At 65.7% G+C, this 19,386-nt stretch carries 15 protein-coding genes; 7 read left to right on the top strand and 8 right to left on the bottom strand.

Features of this window, described 5'->3' with window-relative positions; translation table 11 throughout:
• Nucleotides 1-37 precede the first annotated feature (37 nt).
• The 5 genes from VME63_RS07360 to VME63_RS07340 all read right to left on the bottom strand — a co-directional run bounded on the left by VME63_RS07360 (nt 38) and on the right by VME63_RS07340 (nt 5,204).
• A complete protein-coding gene (locus VME63_RS07360) occupies nt 38-1,183 on the bottom strand; it encodes a sulfate/molybdate ABC transporter ATP-binding protein (RefSeq protein WP_325431800.1) in 1,146 nt (381 codons plus the stop codon).
• 14 nt (nt 1,184-1,197) lie between these two features.
• Entirely contained in the window at nt 1,198-2,055 is an 858-nt protein-coding gene (gene cysW, locus VME63_RS07355) for a sulfate ABC transporter permease subunit CysW (RefSeq protein WP_325431905.1), read from the bottom strand.
• Nucleotides 2,055-2,843 (bottom strand): sulfate ABC transporter permease subunit CysT, encoded by a 789-nt coding sequence (gene cysT, locus VME63_RS07350; protein ID WP_325431903.1) that lies wholly within the window; start codon nt 2,841-2,843, stop codon nt 2,055-2,057. The genes cysW and cysT overlap by 1 nt, the downstream gene beginning before the upstream one ends.
• Nucleotides 2,844-2,882: 39 nt before the next feature.
• Complete coding sequence (locus VME63_RS07345; protein WP_325431798.1) at nt 2,883-3,884, bottom strand: sulfate ABC transporter substrate-binding protein; 1,002 nt, start codon at nt 3,882-3,884, stop codon at nt 2,883-2,885.
• A gap of 114 nt (nt 3,885-3,998) precedes the next feature.
• A complete protein-coding gene (locus VME63_RS07340) occupies nt 3,999-5,204 on the bottom strand; it encodes an OprO/OprP family phosphate-selective porin (protein WP_325431796.1) in 1,206 nt (401 codons plus the stop codon).
• Between the two features lie 226 nt (nt 5,205-5,430).
• Between VME63_RS07340 and VME63_RS07335 the strand changes: the two genes are divergently transcribed.
• Genes VME63_RS07335 through VME63_RS07320 form a run of 4 tightly spaced genes read left to right on the top strand, consistent with a single transcriptional unit; the run spans nt 5,431 to nt 11,455 of the window.
• Nucleotides 5,431-7,236 carry an assimilatory sulfite reductase (NADPH) flavoprotein subunit gene (locus VME63_RS07335; protein ID WP_325431794.1) on the top strand — a complete coding sequence of 602 codons (1,806 nt, stop codon included), beginning with the start codon at nt 5,431-5,433 and terminating at the stop codon, nt 7,234-7,236.
• Between the two features lie 8 nt (nt 7,237-7,244).
• Nucleotides 7,245-8,942 carry an assimilatory sulfite reductase (NADPH) hemoprotein subunit gene (gene cysI / locus VME63_RS07330; protein ID WP_325431792.1) on the top strand — a complete coding sequence of 566 codons (1,698 nt, stop codon included), beginning with the start codon at nt 7,245-7,247 and terminating at the stop codon, nt 8,940-8,942.
• Nucleotides 8,939-9,661 carry a phosphoadenylyl-sulfate reductase gene (locus VME63_RS07325; RefSeq protein WP_325431790.1) on the top strand — a complete coding sequence of 241 codons (723 nt, stop codon included), beginning with the start codon at nt 8,939-8,941 and terminating at the stop codon, nt 9,659-9,661. The genes cysI and VME63_RS07325 overlap by 4 nt, the downstream gene beginning before the upstream one ends.
• A 48-nt stretch (nt 9,662-9,709) precedes the next feature.
• Entirely contained in the window at nt 9,710-11,455 is a 1,746-nt protein-coding gene (locus VME63_RS07320) for a bifunctional sulfate adenylyltransferase/adenylylsulfate kinase (RefSeq protein WP_325431788.1), read from the top strand.
• 71 nt (nt 11,456-11,526) lie between these two features.
• Here VME63_RS07320 and VME63_RS07315 read toward each other — a convergent pair whose 3' ends face one another.
• A complete protein-coding gene (locus VME63_RS07315) occupies nt 11,527-12,537 on the bottom strand; it encodes a LysR substrate-binding domain-containing protein (RefSeq protein WP_325431785.1) in 1,011 nt (336 codons plus the stop codon).
• Nucleotides 12,538-12,831: 294 nt separating this feature from the next.
• On the opposite strand from VME63_RS07315, the gene cysG reads away from it, so the two are divergent.
• From cysG to VME63_RS07300, 3 genes are all read left to right on the top strand, one after another.
• Nucleotides 12,832-14,268: a siroheme synthase CysG gene (cysG, locus tag VME63_RS07310; protein ID WP_325431783.1), complete on the top strand. Its 1,437-nt coding sequence runs from the start codon at nt 12,832-12,834 to the stop codon at nt 14,266-14,268.
• Nucleotides 14,269-14,295: 27 nt separating this feature from the next.
• Nucleotides 14,296-14,937: a peroxiredoxin gene (locus VME63_RS07305; RefSeq protein ID WP_325431781.1), complete on the top strand. Its 642-nt coding sequence runs from the start codon at nt 14,296-14,298 to the stop codon at nt 14,935-14,937.
• Between the two features lie 186 nt (nt 14,938-15,123).
• On the top strand, nt 15,124-17,025 hold the full coding sequence (locus VME63_RS07300; RefSeq protein ID WP_325431779.1) for an LTA synthase family protein: 1,902 nt from the start codon (nt 15,124-15,126) through the stop codon (nt 17,023-17,025).
• An 83-nt stretch (nt 17,026-17,108) separates the two neighbouring features.
• Here VME63_RS07300 and VME63_RS07295 read toward each other — a convergent pair whose 3' ends face one another.
• Complete coding sequence (locus VME63_RS07295) at nt 17,109-17,528, bottom strand: hypothetical protein (protein ID WP_325431777.1); 420 nt, start codon at nt 17,526-17,528, stop codon at nt 17,109-17,111.
• Nucleotides 17,529-17,723: 195 nt separating this feature from the next.
• A complete protein-coding gene (gene groL, locus VME63_RS07290; RefSeq protein WP_325431775.1) occupies nt 17,724-19,370 on the bottom strand; it encodes a chaperonin GroEL in 1,647 nt (548 codons plus the stop codon).
• Nucleotides 19,371-19,386 lie beyond the last annotated feature (16 nt).

The raw sequence follows: 19,386 nt of genomic DNA, 5'->3' as shown, positions 1-19,386 counted from the left end.
TTGATGAAAGGCCGCCGCCGGTCTCCCGCTGGCGCGCTCACGCCTCCAGCCGCCGCCATGAGCCGAGGGTGATGGGCGAGGCGCCTTGCGGCGGCTGGAATGCCTTGCTCGCCACCACCCGCCCCTGTGCATCGCAGCCGTAGACCGTCAACGACTGGATCTGCACGTCGATTGCATCACCCGCCGCCATAGCCTGGCCAAGCAGTTCGCGCTCGTTCCATTCGGCTTCGAGCGGTTCCTCCACCCCCGGCAGCAGCAGGCTCACACGCACCGCGCCCGCGACGCGCCGCACATTCAGCACGCGCGCCTGCCAGCCTTCGCGATGGAATTGCGTGGGAAAGATGTCCTGCGGCCGTATATGCAAGGCGATCGAGGCGATGCGCTCGTCGGCTAATCCGCCGATAGGCCATGCACGCCCCAGCGCACGCAAGGTTCCATTTGCCACTTCGACGGGTATCGCCTGGCCGCGCGCAATGAAACGCGACACGAACGGCGTGGCCGGATGGCGATGGATGTCCTGCGGCGTGCCGATCTGCTCGATGCGCCCGTCATTCATCACCACCACGCGATCGGCCATCTCCAGGGCCTCGTCCTGGTCGTGGGTGACAAACAAGGTCGTAATGCCCAGCGAGCGATGGAACTCGCGCAGCCAGCGTCGCAACGTCACACGCACCTGTGCATCCAGCGCACCGAATGGCTCGTCCAGCAGCAGCAGGCGCGGCTGGATCGCCAACGCGCGCGCCAGCGCCACGCGCTGGCGCTGCCCGCCGGAAAGCTGGGCCGGATAGCGCGCCGACAGATGCTCCAATTCCACCCGCCGCAACAACTCCTCCACGCGCTGCTTGATCGCCGACGCGCGCGGCCGCTGCCGCCACGGGCGCACGCGCAGGCCAAACGCCACGTTCTGCGCCACGGTCATGTGCGGAAACAGCGCGTAATGCTGAAACACCAGGCCCACGCCGCGACGACGCGCATCGAGGACGAGCAGATCCTCGCCATCGCGCTCGACGCTCCCCGCATCGGGCAGGTCGAGCCCGGCCAGAATGCGCAGCAGGCTCGTCTTGCCCGATCCGGAGGGCCCCAGCAACGCGACGAACTCGCCATCGGCAATCGAAAGACTGACATCGTCCAATGCGATGGATTGATGGAAGCGGCGCTGCAGATGGGAAATCTCGATACCCATGAAAACTCAGTCCCTCAATGCCCGTTGCGCGCGCCGCCATGGCGCCATTCCAGCCATCGCTTCAGCCCCAGGGTCAACAGCGTAAGCAAGGCCAAAAGCGAAGCCACCGCGAACGCGGCGGAAAAATTTTCCTGATAGAGCTGGTCCACCTGCAGCGGCAACGTGTTGGTCAAGCCAGGCAGATGCCCGGACACCACATACACGGCGCCGAATTCGCCCATGGCGCGCGCGTTGCACAACAGCACCCCGTAAAACAGCGCCCAACGCACGCGCGGCAGCGTCACGTGCCAAAAAATACGCCAACCGCTGGCGCCCAGCGTAAGCGCGGCTTCTTCCAGCTCCGATCCTTGCGCCTGCATCAGCGCGATCAGTTCGCGCGCCACGAACGGCAGCGTGACGAACACCGTCGCCAGCACCAGGCCCGGCAAAGCAAAAATCACCTGCACGCCGTGTGATTGGATCCACCCGCCCAGCCATCCGTCCTGGCCGAAGACCAGGATCAACATCATGCCGGCCACCACCGGCGACACTGAGAACGGCAGGTCGATCAGCGCGCTCAGCAGGGCTTTGCCGGGAAAAGCGAAGTGCGTCATCGCCCAGGCGGCGGCAAGGCCAAATACCAGGTTCAGCGGCACCGCAATCGCCGCAACCGTCAACGTCAGGCGCACGGCCGCCAGACTATCGGCCTGGCCGATCGCGTCCAGGTAAAACGACCAGCCCTGGCGCAACGCTTCGGTAAAAATCACCACGAGCGGCAGTACCAGCAACCATGCCAGCACCAGCAACGCCGCCGATATCAGCACGGCGCGCACTGCGCCGGCCGAACGCGACGGCCGCACACCGATCGACACCGCTGCCGCCGTCGCCGCCATCAGCGCGCCACCGCCCAGCGCCGCGTCCAACGCTGCAGCAAGGCCATGGCCACCAGCAGCAGCAAGGATGCCGCCAGCATCACCGTACCCAACGCCGCGGCGCCGCGGTAATCGTATTGCGAGTCGATCTTTTGCACGATCAGGTAGGGCGCGATCTCAGTCTTGAACAAGCGATTGCCGGAAATGAACACCACCGATCCGTACTCGCCGATCGCCCGCGCCAGCGCCAGCGCATAACCGGTCAGCAAGGTCGGCGCGAGCAGCGGCAGCAGTACGCGCCAGAAGCGCTGCAACGGCGAGGCGCCAAGCGTGTAGGCCGCCTCCTCCAGATCGCTTTCCATGCTCTCCAGCACCGGCTGCAAAGTACGCACGACAAACGGCAAGCCGACGAACACCATCGCCAGCAACACGCCAAGGCGTGTGTAGGCCACCTTGATGCCCAGCGGCGCCAGGCGGCTGCCGAGCCATCCATGGGGCGCGTACAGCGTCGTCAACGCGATGCCCGCCACCGCCGTGGGCAAGGCGAACGGCAGATCGACCAACGCATCGCACAGGCGGCGAAACGCGAAGCGATAGCGCACCAACACCCACGCCACCAGCAAGCCAAGCACCACGTCGATGCTCCCCGCCAGCAACGCCGTGCCGAAACTCAGCCGCAACGAGGCCAGCACACGCCTGGTGGCGATCTGCGCCCACCATCCGCCGGGCCCCAGTTCGCACGCCGTCCACACCAGGGCCGCCAGCGGCAGCAGCACGCTGCCGCCCAGCACGGCGAGCGTGTAGCCCATACTGAGGCGAAATCCCGGCAACACGTGGCGTGGCACGGCTCAGCGCTCCCCTTCGGTGATCTGGTCGAACACGCCGCCGTCAGCGAAGTAGGTGGCTTGTACCTTGCGCCAGTCGCCGAATTGCTCGGCGATGGTGAACGCTTTCACGGGCGGGAATTGTCCGGCATAAATAGCCGCGACCGACGCCAGTCGCGGGCGGAAGAAGTGTTTGGCGGCAATCGTCTGCCCCTCGGGCGTGTACAGAAATTGCACGAACGCCTCGGCGGCTTTCTGCGTGCCGCGCTTGGCTGCCACGGCATCGACCACCGCTACCGGCGGCTCGGCCACGATCGTCACCGACGGCACCACGATCTGGTAGCTGTCCTTGCCAAACTCCTGCTGGGTCAGCAGTGCCTCGCTTTCCCACGCGATCAGCACGTCACCCAGGCCGCGCTGCACGAACGTGTTGGTGGCGCCGCGCGAACCGGTGTCGAGCACCGGCACGTTCTTGTATAGCGCGCTCACGTAGGCGCGCGCTTTTTCCGCGCTGCCGCCGGGTTGGCGCTGTGCCCATCCCCACGCGGCCAGGAAATTCCAGCGTGCGCCGCCGGAGGTCTTCGGGTTGGGCGTAATCACCTGCACGTCCGGGCGAATCAGGTCGGGCCAGTCGCGGATATGTTTCGGATTGCCCTTGCGCACCAGGAACACCACCCGCGAGGTGTACGGCGAGCTGTTGTCCGGCAGGCGCGATTGCCAGTTCTTGGCGACCAGCCCTTTGTCCGCCAGCACGTCGATGTCGTAGGCGAGCGCCAGCGTCACCACGTCCGCCTGCAGTCCATCGAGTACCGCACGCGCCTGCTTGCCCGAACCGCCGTTGGAGGTGGTGACGGTGACGACATCGCCCGACTGCTTGGCCCATTGGGCCTGGAAGGCCGCGTCTTCGGCCTGAAACATCTCGCGCGTGGGATCGAACGACACGTTCAGCAACCGCGTATCGGCCGCCACCGCGTTGCCGACGGCGAAAGCGAGCAACACGACGGGCAAGACGAATGACCATGACATGCAAAGACCCTCCTTGAGGTAGGCGATGAACGCCCACCATGGACTTTAGGTTTGGATGGCCATACGGCTGAAAGCGCGAATGGTTCTATCCATATGGCCGCGCGAGACGTCCGGCTAGATGAAAATTTCAGCCCGCAACTCAAACACATGCGGATCGATGACCAGCCCTTTCTTATCGCTGAAGGCGCGGATGTAGTTCGCCTGCAAGCGCAGGTGCGTGCCCAGGTACCAATTGGCGCCGGCAGTCCAGTCATGCTCCGTGCCGCCGGACACCTTGCCGTCGTTCAGATCCAGCTCGCTGTAGCGCAAGGCAAGCTCGAAGGCGCCCCATGGATGCGCGGGGATCACGTTGGTGACGTTGCCATTATGGTATTGGCGCGATTCGCCGGTGAGCACCCAGGTGCCATAGGTATAGAAACCGCCGATGTCGTAATCGGGCTTGCCGTTGTCGAAGGTCGTCTGCGCGTGCAGGTATTCGCTTTGCACCGACCAGGGACCATCGATCCACAACTGCTCCAGGCCCAGCCGGTTGATGTGATCGACGTCGCTGAGCGTGCCCGAGCTGATCAGCGTTACCTTGGTGAGCCCCGCTTCGGGCGGCGTCTTGAAACTGGTGGTAGCCGGCTGCTGCACACCGGCTTCGTCAACGAGCCCGTAGGGACGTTCTTGCGAGGCGGAAATCCCCAGGTGCAGCACATCGTCCGCCTGGTGGATCGGGATCCATGCGGCGCGGCCCGCCCAGGTATGGCCGTGGTTCTTGCCCTGCAGGTTTTCGCCGTAATAGCCGGCGCTGGCCAGCCAATGCGTGCGCTGGATGGCCCAGTCCAGGCCGATGCGGCGGTTCTCGTAGATCGCCTGCGACGGCAGCGCCAGCTCGATGAAGGTGGTCTGGGTAGAGGTGGTATTGCCTTCGAAACTCAGCGGCGTCTTGCTCTGGCCGAAGCGCACGGCGCCCAGATCCTCGCCAAAAATCGCCTGGGTTTGCAGGCGCGCAAAGACGTCCTGCCATGCCTTGGACTGAAAGTCGTAATACACCGTGGCGTCGTAGACGCCGGGCTTCTTGACATAAAAGCCCAGGTATTTACGCCGATTGGTCTGCGCATCCTGGAACTTGTCGTCATCGTGCGAAAAGTCGTTGACGTCGTACTGATAGCGCAACACCAGGCCCACGTCGGTGCCATCGTTGAAGGTGTAGTGGGTGGGCCAGTTGTTGAGCCAGTCGTAGTCGCCGGCCCGGGCACCCGCCGGTACCAGTGCGGCCAGCAGGGCCGACGCGGCAAACGGCAAGGCGGCATTCGTGGACTTCGGTCTTCGCGGCATGCATTCCCTCCGGCGCCCGCCCGAGGCGGCGCCCTGTGTCGATTGAAAACCCCATGGGGAGCGTCGGGGACGGCGTCCCAGGATCCATGCTGCCCATCTTCATTCACGCAGCGGAAAGGAAGGAACGGCATGGAGATATGCCGCCCCATCATTTCCTCGGCAAAAAACGCGGTTCTAACATTTCACATCTAGTGAATGGACGTCTAAACGTCCATGGAAGACAAATATGACGGCCGCCATCCTTTCCCCCCTTCCCGAAGACAAGCACCCCCTCGTCGGCAGACTGATCGAAGGACTGGATGCGCCTGCGCTGCAGTGGCTTTCCGGCTACATCGCCGGCGTGGCGGCGCAGCGTCAGAATGGCGTGAAAGGCTCGGTTTCCGAGGCGCCGCCGGCCGCCAACGCTCAAGCGCAGAGCCGTCTGACGATCCTCTACGGCAGCCAGACCGGCAATGCCAAACGGCTGGCCGAAGACCTGGGTCGTCGTGCCGGTGCGGCGGGACTGGCCGCGCGCGTGGTGCGCGCCGATGCATATGCGGTGCGCGAACTCAAGCAAGAGAGCCTGCTCTACCTCGTCATCAGCACCCAGGGCGACGGCGAGCCGCCCGACGATGCCCGCGCGCTGGTGGAGTTTCTCGCCGGCGCACGAGCGCCCAAATTGGCGCAACTGCGCTACGCCGTGTTGGGCCTGGGCGATTCTAGCTACCCGCAGTTCTGCGCGGTCGGCCGCCAACTCGACGAGCGGCTGTCCGTGCTCGGCGCGCAGCGCCTGTTCGCCGCGGGCGAAGCCGACGTCGACGTGGAAACGGTCGCCACGCCCTGGCTGGAACTGGCCCTGCAGCAGGCGCGCGAGCAGTTGAAGGCGGCCACGCCGCTGGCCAAGGTCACCGCACTGCGCCCGGCGCGAAGCGGGCCGGCATGGCACCGCGAACAGCCATTCGGCGCATCCGTATTGCTCAACCAGCGGGTTACCGGCCGCGACAGCGATCGTGATGTCCGCCACGTGGAACTGTCGCTGGAAGGGTCCGGCCTGCGTTATGCGCCGGGCGACGCGCTGGGCGTGTGGCCCACGCAGTCGGTGACCCTGGTCGATGCGGTGCTTGAAACCTTGCGGCTGGACGGCCATACGCCCGTGCAAGTCGCCCAAGAAACGCTGCCGTTGCATACGTGGCTGACCGAGCGGCGCGAACTGACCCAGCTCACGCGCCCGTTCTTTGCCGCGCACGCGGAACGTCATGGCAGCCCGGCATTGCATTCACTGCTCGCAGCCGAAGCGCGCGATGCGTTGGCCGACCTCTTTTCCCAGTGGCAAGTGCTCGACCTGTTGCGCCGGCACCCGGCCGATTGGACCGCCGACGCCTTGGTCGCCGCGCTGCGCCCGCTGGCGCCGCGGCTGTACTCGATCGCGTCCAGCCAGGCGGTAGTGGGCGAGGAAGTGCATCTGCTGGTAAGCCACGTCGATTACGCCTTCGACGGGCAAGCACGCTGGGGCACCGCCAGCCGCTATCTGTCCGAGCGCGGCGAAGGCTCCACCACACCCGTGTTCGTGGAGACCAACGAACGCTTCCATCTTCCCACTGACGATCAGCGCGACATCGTGATGATCGGTGCCGGTACCGGCGTAGCGCCGTACCGTGCCTTCGTGCAGGAACGCGCCGAGCGCGGCGCGGCCGGCCGCAACTGGCTGCTGTTCGGCAATCCGCACTTTTATAGCGATTTTCTGTATCAGGTCGAATGGCAGCAGGCGCTGAAGAACGGCCAACTGCATCGCCTGGACCTCGCTTTCTCGCGCGACCAGGATCAAAAGATCTATGTGCAGCACCGCCTGCGGGAACAGGGACAACGCCTCTACGCATGGCTGGAAAGCGGTGCGCATCTCTACGTATGCGGCGATGCCACCCACATGGCCAAGGACGTGCACAAAACGCTGGTCGCCATCGTCGCCGAGCACGGCGCGCGCTCGACCGAAGATGCCCAAGCCTGGTTAAACCAGTTGATCCAGCAGGGCCGTTACGCCCGCGACGTGTATTGAGGCCCGCGATGAGCGATTCTTCCGTATCCGAATTCGAACAGATCAAGGCGCGCAGTCGCCTGCTGCGCGGCACGCTGGCCGAAAGCCTCGCCGATCCGGTGACCGGCGCAATCAGCGACGACGACAACAAGCTGCTGAAATTCCACGGCAGCTACCAGCAGGACGACCGCGACCTGCGCGAAGAACGCCGCAAGCAAAAACTCGAACCCGCCTACCAGTTCATGGTGCGCGCACGTCTGGCCGGCGGCGTGCTGAGCCCGGCGCAGTGGCTGTCGTTCGACCACATCGCGCGTACCTGGGCCAATGGCACGCTGCGCATCACCACGCGGCAGACGTTTCAGCTGCACGGCGTTCTCAAGCGCCATCTGAAGCACTCGATCGCGGGGCTGAACGCGGCGCTGGTCAGCACCATCGCCGCCTGCGGCGACGTGAACCGCAACGTGGTCGCCAGCGCCAACCCCGTGCAGACACCCGCCCATCGCCTTGCCTATCGCTGGGCGGAGCGGCTTTCCGAGCACCTGAAACCGCACACGCGCGCGTATCACGAAATCTGGCTGGACGAGCAACGCGTTGCCGGCGGCGAGGAGGAAAGCGAACCGCTATACGGACCGACCTACCTGCCGCGCAAATTCAAGATCGGCATCGCCGTGCCTCCCACCAACGACGTGGACGTGTTCGCGCAGGATCTGGGTTTCATCGCGATCATCGAACATGGCGAACTGCTCGGCTTCAACGTGGCAGTAGGCGGCGGCATGGGCGCCAGCCATGGCGATCCCAGCACCTACCCGCGCCTGGGCAGCGTGATCGGCTTCGTGGTACCGGAACAATTGCTGCGCATCGCCGAGGGCGTCATCGAAGTGCAGCGCGACCGCGGCGATCGCAAGGAACGCAAACACGCGCGACTGAAGTACACCCTCGACCGCATGGGGCTGGCTGCATTCAAGGCCGAACTTCAACAACGCATCGGCTTTGCGCTGCAGCCCTCGCGCGCATTTCATTTCGATCACAATGGCGACCGCTACGGCTGGACCGAAGGCGACGACGGCCGCTGGCACCTTACCCTGCAGATCGAATCGGGACGGCTGGCCGACCTGCCCGGCCAGCCGCACCTGAGCGGCTTGCGCGCGATTGCCCAAGTGCACCAGGGCGATTTCCGCCTCACCTGCAACCAGAACCTGATCATCGCCAACGTACCCTCGGCGCAACGCGCGCAGATCGATGCGCTGGTGGCCCAATACAAGCTGGATGGCCACCGTCGCCTGAGCGGCGTCCGCCAGCATGCCGTGGCATGCGTGGCGCTACCTACCTGCGGTCTGGCGATGGCTGAAAGCGAACGTTATCTGCCGCAGCTGCTGCCCAAACTGGAAGCACTGCTGGAGCGCCACGGGTTGCGCGAGGAGCCGATCCTGCTGCGTCTTTCCGGTTGCCCGAACGGCTGTTCGCGCCCGTATCTGGGCGAGATTGCGTTGGTAGGGCGCGCGATCGGCCGCTACGACCTGCGCCTGGGCGCCGATTTCGCCGGGCGGCGACTGAACCGCACGCTGCGCGAAAACATCGATGAAACCCAGATTCTGCAGGAGCTGGATGGCTTGTTCGCGCGCTACGCCGCCGAGCGGCAGGCGGGCGAACGGTTTGGCGACTTCCTCGTGCGCAGCGACGTACTGCCACCGCCACGGCATGCCATCGACGCGGAGGTTTTCGCATGACGCCGGCGACGCCCAGCGAGGCCGCCGTCGATCGGCAGGCCTTGATCAAGCTGGACGCATGGCTGCTGGCGCAGAGCGCGCAGGAGCGCGTGGACTGGGCGTTGCGGCAGCTTCCAGGCCAGTACGTGCTGTCCTCCAGCTTCGGCGCGCAATCGGCGGTGTCGCTGCATTTGCTGACGCAGCGGCTACCGTCGATCCCGGTCGTGGTGGTGGATACCGGCTATCTGTTCGCGGAAACGTATCGCTTCATCGACGAACTCACCGAACGCCTGTCGCTGAACCTGCGCGTGGTCCGTCCGCAGTTATCGCCCGCATGGCTCCAGGCCCGCCACGGCGAGCTATGGAAGCAGGGCCGCGAGGGCCTGGATCACTACAACCGCCTGGTAAAGGTTGAGCCCATGCAGCATGCGCTGGCCGATCTTGGCGCCGGCACCTGGTTTGCCGGGCTGCGCCGCCAGCAATCGCTCAGCCGCGCCACCGCGCCCGTGCTCGATCACCGTCACGGCCGCTGGAAGGTGCATCCGATCCTCGATTGGACCGATCGTGACGTCGGATTGTATCTGCGCCGCCACGATCTGCCCTATCACCCCTTATGGGACAAGGGTTATGTCTCGATCGGCGATACGCACACCACGCGCCGCTGGGAGCCTGGCATGCGCGAGGAGGACACCCGCTTTTTCGGCATCAAGCGCGAATGCGGTTTGCATTTGGATGTCTAAACGCAACTACACCATAACGATCGATCATTGCCCCGAGAAGGAAACGCCATGAAAGCCGTCGCCGCCGAGCTTGTTTCGGCCGAACTGGATGCGCTCATCCCGCCGCACGGCGGCGTGCTGCGCGAACTTTACCTACCCGCCGCCGAAGCGTCGGCACTCAAGCGCGATAGCGCGTCGCTGCCGCAGTGGACGCTCAACCAGCGCCAGCTGTGCGACCTGGAACTGCTGCTCAACGGCGGCTTTTCGCCGCTGCAGGGTTTTCTTGGCCGCGCCGATTACGACCGTGTGGTAAAGGACATGCGCCTGGCCGACGGCACGCTCTGGCCGATGCCGATCACGCTGGATGTCGACGAAGCGTTCGCCGCAGGCCTGCCCGATGGCGCGCAGATCAGTCTCAACGACGTGCAAGGCACGCCGCTGGCGGTGCTGACGGTGCAAGACGTTTATTTTCCCGATCGCATCGCCGAGGCGCGCGCCGTGTTCGGCACCACCGACCGCACCCATCCGGGCGTGGCCGAACTGCTCGATCGCACCGGCCCTGTCTACCTGGGTGGACGCGTACAAGGCATCCAGCCCCCGGCGCATTACGACTTTTCCGCGCTGCGCCACAGCCCGCGCCAATTGCGCCAATGGTTCATCCAGCATGGCTGGGAGCGCATCGTGGCGTTCCAGACGCGCAACCCGATGCATCGCGCGCACCGCGAACTGACCCTGCGCGCGGCCGAACAGGTCGGTGCGAAATTGCTGATCCAGCCGTCGGTAGGACGCACCAAGCCCGGCGACGTGGACCACTACACGCGCGTGCGCTGCTATCGCGCCCTGCTCGAACACTATCCGCGCGACCGCGCCACGCTGTCGCTGTTGCCGCTGGCCATGCGCATGGGCGGCCCGCGCGAAGCGCTGTGGCACGCGATCATCCGCAAGAACTATGGCGCCAGCCATTTCATCGTCGGCCGCGATCACGCCGGCCCCGGTACCGGCGCGGACGGCAAACCGTTCTACGAACCTTATGCGGCACAGCATCTGCTCGCCGCGCACGAAGAGGAGCTGGGCATTCGCATCGTGCCCTTCCACGCGATGGTGTACGCAGCCAACCGCGACGCGTATCTGCCGCAGACCGAAGTGACCGGCCAGGACGACATCCGCGATATCTCCGGCACCGAACTGCGCCGGCGCCTGCATAGCGGCGAGACGATCCCGGAGTGGTTCACCTTTCCCGAGGTGGCGGACATTCTGCGCGAGCGCCATCCGGCGAATGCGCAGCAGGGCTACACGCTGTTTTTCACCGGCCTGTCCGGCTCGGGCAAGTCCACCTTGGCGCAGGCCGTGCTATCGCGCCTGCTGGAGACCGGCAGCCGCCCGGTCACCGTGCTCGACGGCGACGAAGTGCGCCGGCATCTATCCAAGGGGCTGGGTTTTTCGCGCGAGGATCGCGACGCCAACATCACGCGCATCGGTTATGTAGCGAGCGAAGTCGTGCGCCATGGCGGCATCGCGATCTGCGCACCGATTGCACCTTATGCCAACGCGCGCGCGCAGGCGCGGCAGCTGGTGCAGGCGCATGGGCGCTTCGTGGAAATCCACGTGTCCACACCGCTGCAGGTATGTGAAGCGCGCGACCGCAAGGGACTTTATGCGGCCGCGCGCGCGGGCAAAATCAAGGGATTCACCGGTATTGACGATCCCTACGAAGTGCCCGCCGCGCCGGAACTGCGCCTGGATACCAGCGAGCTTTCCGTGGCGCAGGCCGCAGAACTTGTGGTGGAGTGGCTGCGCGGGCAGGCGCTGGCGTGATCGGCGCGAGGAGCATCCCGGCAAACGCCGGGATGAAACGGGCGAATAGGCAAAGCGCGTCGCGCCGCCGGTCAGGCGGCGCGGGAAGCCACGCGCCGCGCGGTGCTGCGCGGCTGCAACTCGCTCCACAGCGGTGCCACGGGCCAGTTGGGTTCGGCGTGACCGGCCACCACGCGCCGCAGTTCCGCCTCGTCGATCTGCGGCGCGACGAAACGCGCCAGCTGTGCCACATAACTGCGCAGCACATGATCGCGCCGCAGTACCAGCCAGCTGGTGCAAACCGGCAACAGGCCATCGATGTCCAGCGTAACCAGTTCGCGCGCGTCGCCAGGGCCGATGGCCATTTCCGCCAGGATGCCGACGCCCAGGCCGGCCAGCACGTAGGTTTTGATCAGATCGGCATCGGCCGAGGTGCAGGCGATGCGCGGCGCCAGCCCCGCCGCCGCGAAGGCGCGGCGCAGCGAGGACTCCGGCTGCAGCGAGGATTCGTAGCTGACCAGCGGATGCTCCGCCAGGTCCTGGATGCGCAGCCGGCGACCCAGCTTGGCCAGCGGGTGGCCGTGCGGCACCACCGCGCGGCGGTGCCAGCGGAACAGCGGCACGGCGATGCCGCCTTCGGGCGCGTGGCCGCTGGTGCTGACCATCGCCAGATCCACTTCGCCGCTTTCGAACAGGCCGATGATGCGGCCCTCACCCTGCGGGCGGATGTGCACGCCAAGCTCGGGATAATGCTGCTTGAGGCGGGCGATGGCCTCGGGCAGCACGAAGCGCGCCTGCGTGTGCGTGGTAGCCAGCGACAGCTCGCCGTGCGCTTCTTCGCGCAGGTTGGCCGCCAGGGCGCGGATGTTGCGCGCTTCATGCAGGATGCTGCGTGCGCGCTCCAGTACCTGGCTGCCGGCCGGCGTCACCGCGTCCAGGCTCTTGCCGCGACGGGTGAACACCTGGAAGCCCAGCTCGCCTTCGAGCTGCTTGAGCTGCTTGCTGATGCCCGACTGGGTGGCGTGGACGTTGTCGGCGGCGAGGGTGATGTTGAGGCCGGCGTCGGCGATGGCGACGATGTAGCGAAGTTGCGTAAGGGTCATGAGAGCGGCTCCGGGATGGACGACGTGCAGGGCTGTGCGTTGCGCATCACGCAGCACATACAGCTCGCGAACCACCCTGAACGGCGTTTCATCACGATCTCCGCTATCGGCGCAATATCGGCCGTCTTTCGACCTTAACACAGCGTTATTTGGACGTCTATACATCTATAAGTCCCTTGGTTTCCGTTGTAACGGCTATGCCTTGCCGGCATATCGTCGGTCCGAGCGACCATTTCCACGCCCGCGGCGCCGGCGTTAGCGTGTTGATCCACTTCCGTGATGCGGACCCACGCCATGCAGCTGTACCCGCTTTTCGCCGATCTTGCCGGACGCCCCGTGCTGGTGGTGGGCGGCGGCGACGTGGCCGCCCGCAAGGCCGCGATGCTGCTGCGGGCCGGCGCCCAGGTCACCGTCGGCGCGCCGATGCTGGGGCCGGAGCTGCGCCAATGGGTGCAGCAGGGACGCATTGCTTATCGTGCCGGCGCCTATCAATCGGATTGGCTGGCCGGCGCGTGGCTGGTAATCGCCGCCACCCGTTCGCGCCCCTTGAACGCGCGCATCGCCGCGGACGGCCATGCGCAACAGCGTCTGGTGAACGTGGTGGACGATCCGGCGCTATCGAGTTTCCAGGTGCCGGCGATCATCGACCGGTCGCCGCTGCTGGTAGCCATCTCCAGCGGCGGCGTGGCACCGGTGCTTGCACGGCGCCTGCGCGAGCGCCTGGAAAGCCTGCTCGATCCTACACTGGGACCGCTGCTGCAGCTGGCGCAGCGTTATCGCGCGCGCATACGCGCCCGTCATGCCGATCTCGCCGCACGCCGCCGTTTTTACGATTGGCTGCACGATGGTCCGGTGCGCGCCCTGCTGCGCGCGGCGCAGCCCGTGCGCGCCGAACAGCAACTGGTGGCGGCGCTGTCGCTTCACCAGGAACCGAAGGCGCAAGGCTCCGTGATCCTGGTAGGCGCGGGCCCGGGCGATCCGGGCTTGCTGACCTTGCGTGCGCTGCGTGCATTGAATGAAGCGGACGTCATTCTCCACGACGCCTTGATCGATGCGCGCATACTGGACCTTGCGCGCCGCGATGCCGAGCAGATCGCTGTCGGCAAGCGCGGTGGCGGCGCACATACGCCGCAGGAAACCATCCACGCGCTACTGCTCGAACACGCGCGCGCCGGCCGGCGCGTCGTGCGACTGAAGGGCGGCGATCCCTTTGTGTTTGGGCGCGGCGGCGAAGAACTCCAATTTCTGCACGCGCACGGCATCGCCTGCGAAGTGGTGCCGGGCATCACCGCCGCGCTCGCCTGCGCCGCCTACAGCGGCGTGCCGCTGACGCACCGGGATCATGCGCAGGCCGTGCGCCTGGTGACGGCCCAATGCCAGCACGCGCTTACTCAATTGAATTGGCCGGAGCTTGCCCAGGACCGCCAGACGTTGGCCGTCTATATGGGCGTGAGCAAACTCGACGAGCTGACCCGACAACTGCTTGCCCATGGACGCGCGCCTTCCACGCCATTCGCACTGATCGAGAACGGCTCGCTGCCCAGCCAGCGCACGCTGGTCGGCACGCTGCACGAGTTGCCCGCGCTTGCCGCGCAACACGCTATTGAAGCGCCCGCACTGCTGATTCTGGGCGAAGTCGCCGCAGTGGCCGAGGCATCGCACTGGCATGGCCAATTGCTCGGCAGATATGCAACCCGATCGTCCACCGCCACCCTGGCCGACGCGGCCTGACTCGCTCGCACCTCGACGGAGATCTTCATGAGCCTGCAACTGGGCGAAATCGCCCCCGACTTCACTCTCGATTCCACCCAAGGCCCGGTCGGCCTGCATGACTACATCGGCGACCACTGGCTGGTGTTCTTTTCGCATCCCAAGGATTTCACGCCCGTGTGCACGACCGAACTGGGCGCGTTCGCACGCAGCAAGGCGCAGTTCGACCAGCGCAACACGCGCCTGCTTGGCCTGTCGGTCGATCCGGTGAGCGAGCACCTTGCCTGGATCAAAGACGTCGAAGAGGTGGGCGGCGCGGCGGTGAATTACCCGATCCTGGCCGACCCCGACCTCACCGTGGCCAAGCTCTACGGCATGTTCCATCCCAAGGCCGACCCCAAGGTCACGGTGCGTTCGGTCTTCATCATCGACCCGCAGAAAAAAGTGCGCCTGACCCTCACCTACCCGCCCAGCGCCGGCCGCAACGTGGACGAGATCCTGCGCGTGCTCGATTCGCTGCAACTGACGGACGGCCGCAAGCTCACCACGCCGGTGGACTGGCGCCCGGGCGAGGACGTGATCATCGCCCCCTCGGTCTCCGACGAAGATGCTCGCCAGCTGTTCCCGGAAGGCTGGCGCACGCTCAAGCCGTATCTGCGATTGTTGCGGTTCAGCCATACGCAACACTGAGCAAAACCCTTCTCCGTATGGCCGGGCGCATCGCGCGCCCGGCTCTCTTTTGCGTGAAAATTCCGCAAGTTAGGCCTGGACAGGGCTGAATCCGCCCTGATGTCTTCCGGAGCGCCTGACAACCGATTCATGTCAGTAGCGTTACAGTGCGCATTCCCTGGCATGGCAGGTCGCCGGACTGACTGCATGACACCCTCCTATTCCAGCTTTTTTTCCCGACGCGGCCTCGCCGTGCGCGTGGCGTTGGTCGTCGCCGTGGCGGCGGCGTTCGTGCTGCTGACCGGACGGCTGGACGGCAATGACGGCGTCGCCGCAGCGCAATTGCTCGCCCAGCCCGCGTTCCCCTTGGCCAACGCGATGCCTGGCGTGCTGGCCGCCCTGTTGCTGCTGCTGTTGACGCGGCGACTATTGCTGTCGTTCGGCCTGGCCTATCTGGCGCAGGCCGTGGTGTATGGCGTGAACACGCTGAAGGTCGCCAACCTGGGCACGCCGCTGGTTCCGGCCGACTTTCGCATGGTCGGCCAATTGGGCAAGGGCGGCATGCACGTGCTGGGCAGCTATCTGCCGCACAGTCCGTGGCCGTACCTGGCCATGCTCGCCGGCATCGCATTGATCGCAGCCCTGTGGTGGCTGGAGCCGCCGCTGTTCGCCCGGCGCACCGGCGGCAGGCGGCTGCTGGCCGGTAGCGTGCTGGCCGCCGTGCTGGCGACGCTGCTGCTGGGTGTTCCCGGCTGGGGCAACTTGTACAACGGCCGCAAGCTCTGGCTGGAACCCTGGTCGGCCGCGGCCACCGCCAGTCACTCGGGCCTGGTCAGTTCGCTGGTGATGTTCCACCTGCAGGACCGCCACACCAAACAGAAAGCCGACCCGAATGCCGTAAGCGACCTGCTGCACAGCACCGGCGACCAGGTGCGCGCACGCATGCAGGCGCAGGCGGCACCGAATGCGGCCCTGCCGGACATCGTAGTGGTCCAGAGCGAATCGTTTTTCGATCCGAGCATTCTGCGCGGCTACGAGCATGCCAACCTCACGCCCAACCTCGACCGCCTCGCCGCGCAAGGCATGAGCGGCCCGCTGCACGTGCCGACCTTCGGCGGCGGCACGATCCGTACCGAGTTCGAAATGCTGACCGGGCTGTCGCTGCGCTACTTCAGCGCCATGCAGTTTCCCTATCTGCAGCTGGACAACAAAGTGGTGCCTAGCATGGTGCGCGTGCTGCGCGCGCACGGCTATGAAACGGTGGCCATCCACGGCAACGACCCCACTTTCTGGAATCGCAACACCGCCTTCAAGGCGCTTGGCTTTGACCGTTTCGTATCGCAATCGGGCTTCCCGGCCAACGCGCCGATGGATGGCAAGTACATGGCCGATAGCGCGATGACCGACGAGATCATGGCGCAGCTGAAGGATTCAGGGCCGCCGCAGTTCCTGTTTGCGATCAGCCTGGAAGCGCATGGCCCCTACGACGTAACGCCCAAGGACACCGCCGCGCGCGACGCGATCGCGGTACCGGCTTCGGTGCCTGCCGCAGACAAGGTGCTGGTGCAGAATTATCTCTATCACATGCAGCACGCCGACCAGGAACTGGGCCGGCTTGCCGCCCTGCTGGCGAAGCGCAACCGCCCCACCTTGCTGCTGTTCTACGGCGACCACCTGCCAGGCCTGGACAACGCCTACCGCGCCACCGGTTTCGTCGACGGCCAGAACATGCTCACCGAGCCCGGTACCTGGCTGCTGATCGATCCGCGCAATCCCGGCGATGCGCAGCGCATGGACATGGCCTCGTGGCTGCTGCCGGGCTTGCTGCTGGAGCGCGCCGGCATTCATGACGATGCGTATTTCGCGCTGACCCAGGTACTGGCGCCCTCACTGGCCAAGCTCACGCGTGCACCCGGCGCAACCCCGCCGCCGACCGATCCGCAGCAGCAGTTGTTCGACAAGGATATGGCCAGCGTCGCGGTGCTGCGCATGCACGGCAAGCTGGACAAGCTGCTGCCGGCCGACCTGCTCCCGCCCACCGCGGTGGTAGCCAGGCAAGACGATGTCCCGTCCGAGCCGGCCAGTGCGTCGATGGGCATGCATCGCTGAGCGCTTTTGCCGGCATGCGCCCGACGCCTCAAAAACCCCGCTTTTGCGGTTTTTCCGGGGCCGCGCAAACATCGTCGCAGCGCTTACGCAGGCCCGCCCGCGCTGGCGGCCACGTCGCCCGCATCCAGGGTTGCCGGCGTGGGCGGCCATGCCTCGCCTAGATCGTCGGTGCGCGTCCACGCGCGCAGAAAGCGCCCGTGCGAGTCGAACGACAACAGGGTGGAATACCGCACGCGGTGGGGCCTGTTGCCGACGCTTTCCATGTGCACCCGAGCGTACTGGATCACGCTGTCGCCGCTATCGGTGCGAACCGTTTTGACCGGCTGACCCAGCGTCGCCTCGACCTGGCCGAGCGTGGTCACGCCGGCCTGAAACGAGGCGAGCGTGAGGGGACTTACCGCGGTGCCGCTCGTCTTCGCCGATGCGGGCGCGACACCACCCGTACTGCTGCAGCCGGCCTGCACAAGCGCAGCCAGCGCGATCACGGCAACGAGCTTTTTCATTGCGACCTCCTGCCGCCGGAATTTCCCCGATCACGCGCCAGCGGCTGTCTCGTTGCCTTTATACCAGCGGCGCAGGCATGGCGCATCGCCATCGCAAGCGGGCGCCTGAGCTTTCGCCTGCGTAGCGCAGGGAGCAACGAAAAGCCCCGCTTGCGCGGGGCTTTCCTTGCAACGTACAGCTTGGGCATGCAGGACTTAGAAGTCCATGCCACCCATGCCGCCCATGCCGCCGCCCGGGGCGCCGCCATGGTTGTGCTCTTCCTTCTTCGGCAGCTCCGCCACCATCGCTTCGGTGGTGATGAGCAGGCCGGCCACGGAGGAGGCGTACTGCAGGGCCGAGCGCGTGACCTTGGTCGGGTCCAGGATGCCGAACTCGATCATGTCGCCGAACTCGCCGGTGGCGGCGTTGTAGCCGTAGTTGCCCTTGCCTTCCTTGACCTGGTTGACGATCACGGACGGCTCGGCGCCGGCGTTGAACACGATCTCGCGCAGCGGCGCTTCGAGCGCGCGGCGGGTAATGGCGATACCGTGGTTCTGGTCTTCGTTCTCGCCCTTGAGGCCTTCGATGGCCTTGAGCGTGCGGATCAGCGCCACGCCACCGCCGGGGACCACGCCTTCTTCAACCGCTGCGCGCGTGGCGTGCAGGGCGTCTTCGACGCGGGCCTTCTTTTCCTTCATTTCGACTTCGGTGGCGGCACCGACCTTGATCACGGCAACGCCGCCGGCCAGCTTGGCCACGCGTTCCTGCAGCTTCTCGCGGTCGTAGTCGGAGGAGGTCTCCTCGATCTGCGCCTTGATCTGGCCGATGCGCGACTGGATCTTCGCCGCTTCGCCGGCACCGTCGATGATGGTGGTGTTTTCCTTGGTCACTACGACCTTCTTGGCGCGGCCAAGATCGGCGATGGTGGCCTTCTCCAGCTGCAGGCCCACTTCTTCGGAGATGACCTGGCCGTTGGTGAGGATGGCCATGTCTTCCAGCATCGCCTTGCGGCGATCGCCGAAGCCCGGCGCCTTGACGGCGGCAACCTTGACGATGCCGCGGATCGTGTTGACCACCAGCGTGGCCAGCGCTTCGCCTTCCACTTCCTCGGCGACGATCAGCAGCGGCTTGCCGGCCTTGGCCACGCCTTCGAGGATCGGCAGCATTTCGCGCACGTTGGAGATCTTCTTGTCGTGCAGCAGGATGAAGGGATCGTCCAGCTCGACCTGCTGGCTCTGCTGGTTGTTGATGAAGTACGGGGAGAGGTAGCCGCGGTCGAACTGCATGCCTTCGACGACGTCCAGTTCGTTCTCCAGGCCCGAGCCTTCCTCGACCGTGATCACGCCTTCCTTGCCGACCTTCTTCATCGCGGTGGCAATGATGTCGCCCACGGCGACGTCGGAGTTGGCCGAGATGGTACCGACCTGGGCGATGGCCTTGTCGTCGGCGGTGGGCTTGGAGAGCTTCTTGAGCTCTTCCACGGCCGCGATCACGGCCTTGTCGATGCCGCGCTTGAGGTCCATCGGGTTCATGCCGGCGGCAACGGCCTTGAGGCCTTCGCGCACGAACGCCTGGGCCAGCACGGTAGCGGTGGTGGTGCCGTCACCGGCGTTGTCGGAAGTCTTGGAAGCGGCTTCCTTGACGATCTGGGCGCCCATGTTCTCGTAGGCGTCGGCCAGTTCGATTTCCTTGGCGACGGACACGCCGTCCTTGGTGACGGTCGGGGCGCCGAAGCTCTTCTGGAGCACGACGTTGCGGCCCTTCGGACCGAGGGTGACCTTGACCGCGTTGGCCAGGGTGTTCACGCCCTTGAGGATGCGAGCGCGGGAGTCTTCGCCGAAGCGAACTTCTTTGGCAGCCATGTATGTATTCCTTCGA

The organism is Dyella sp., assembly GCF_035503745.1.
Taxonomy (GTDB): domain Bacteria; phylum Pseudomonadota; class Gammaproteobacteria; order Xanthomonadales; family Rhodanobacteraceae; genus Dyella_B.
The sequence above is the reverse complement of the archived record's forward strand: the minus strand, read 5'-3'. Positions and strand labels throughout refer to the sequence as shown.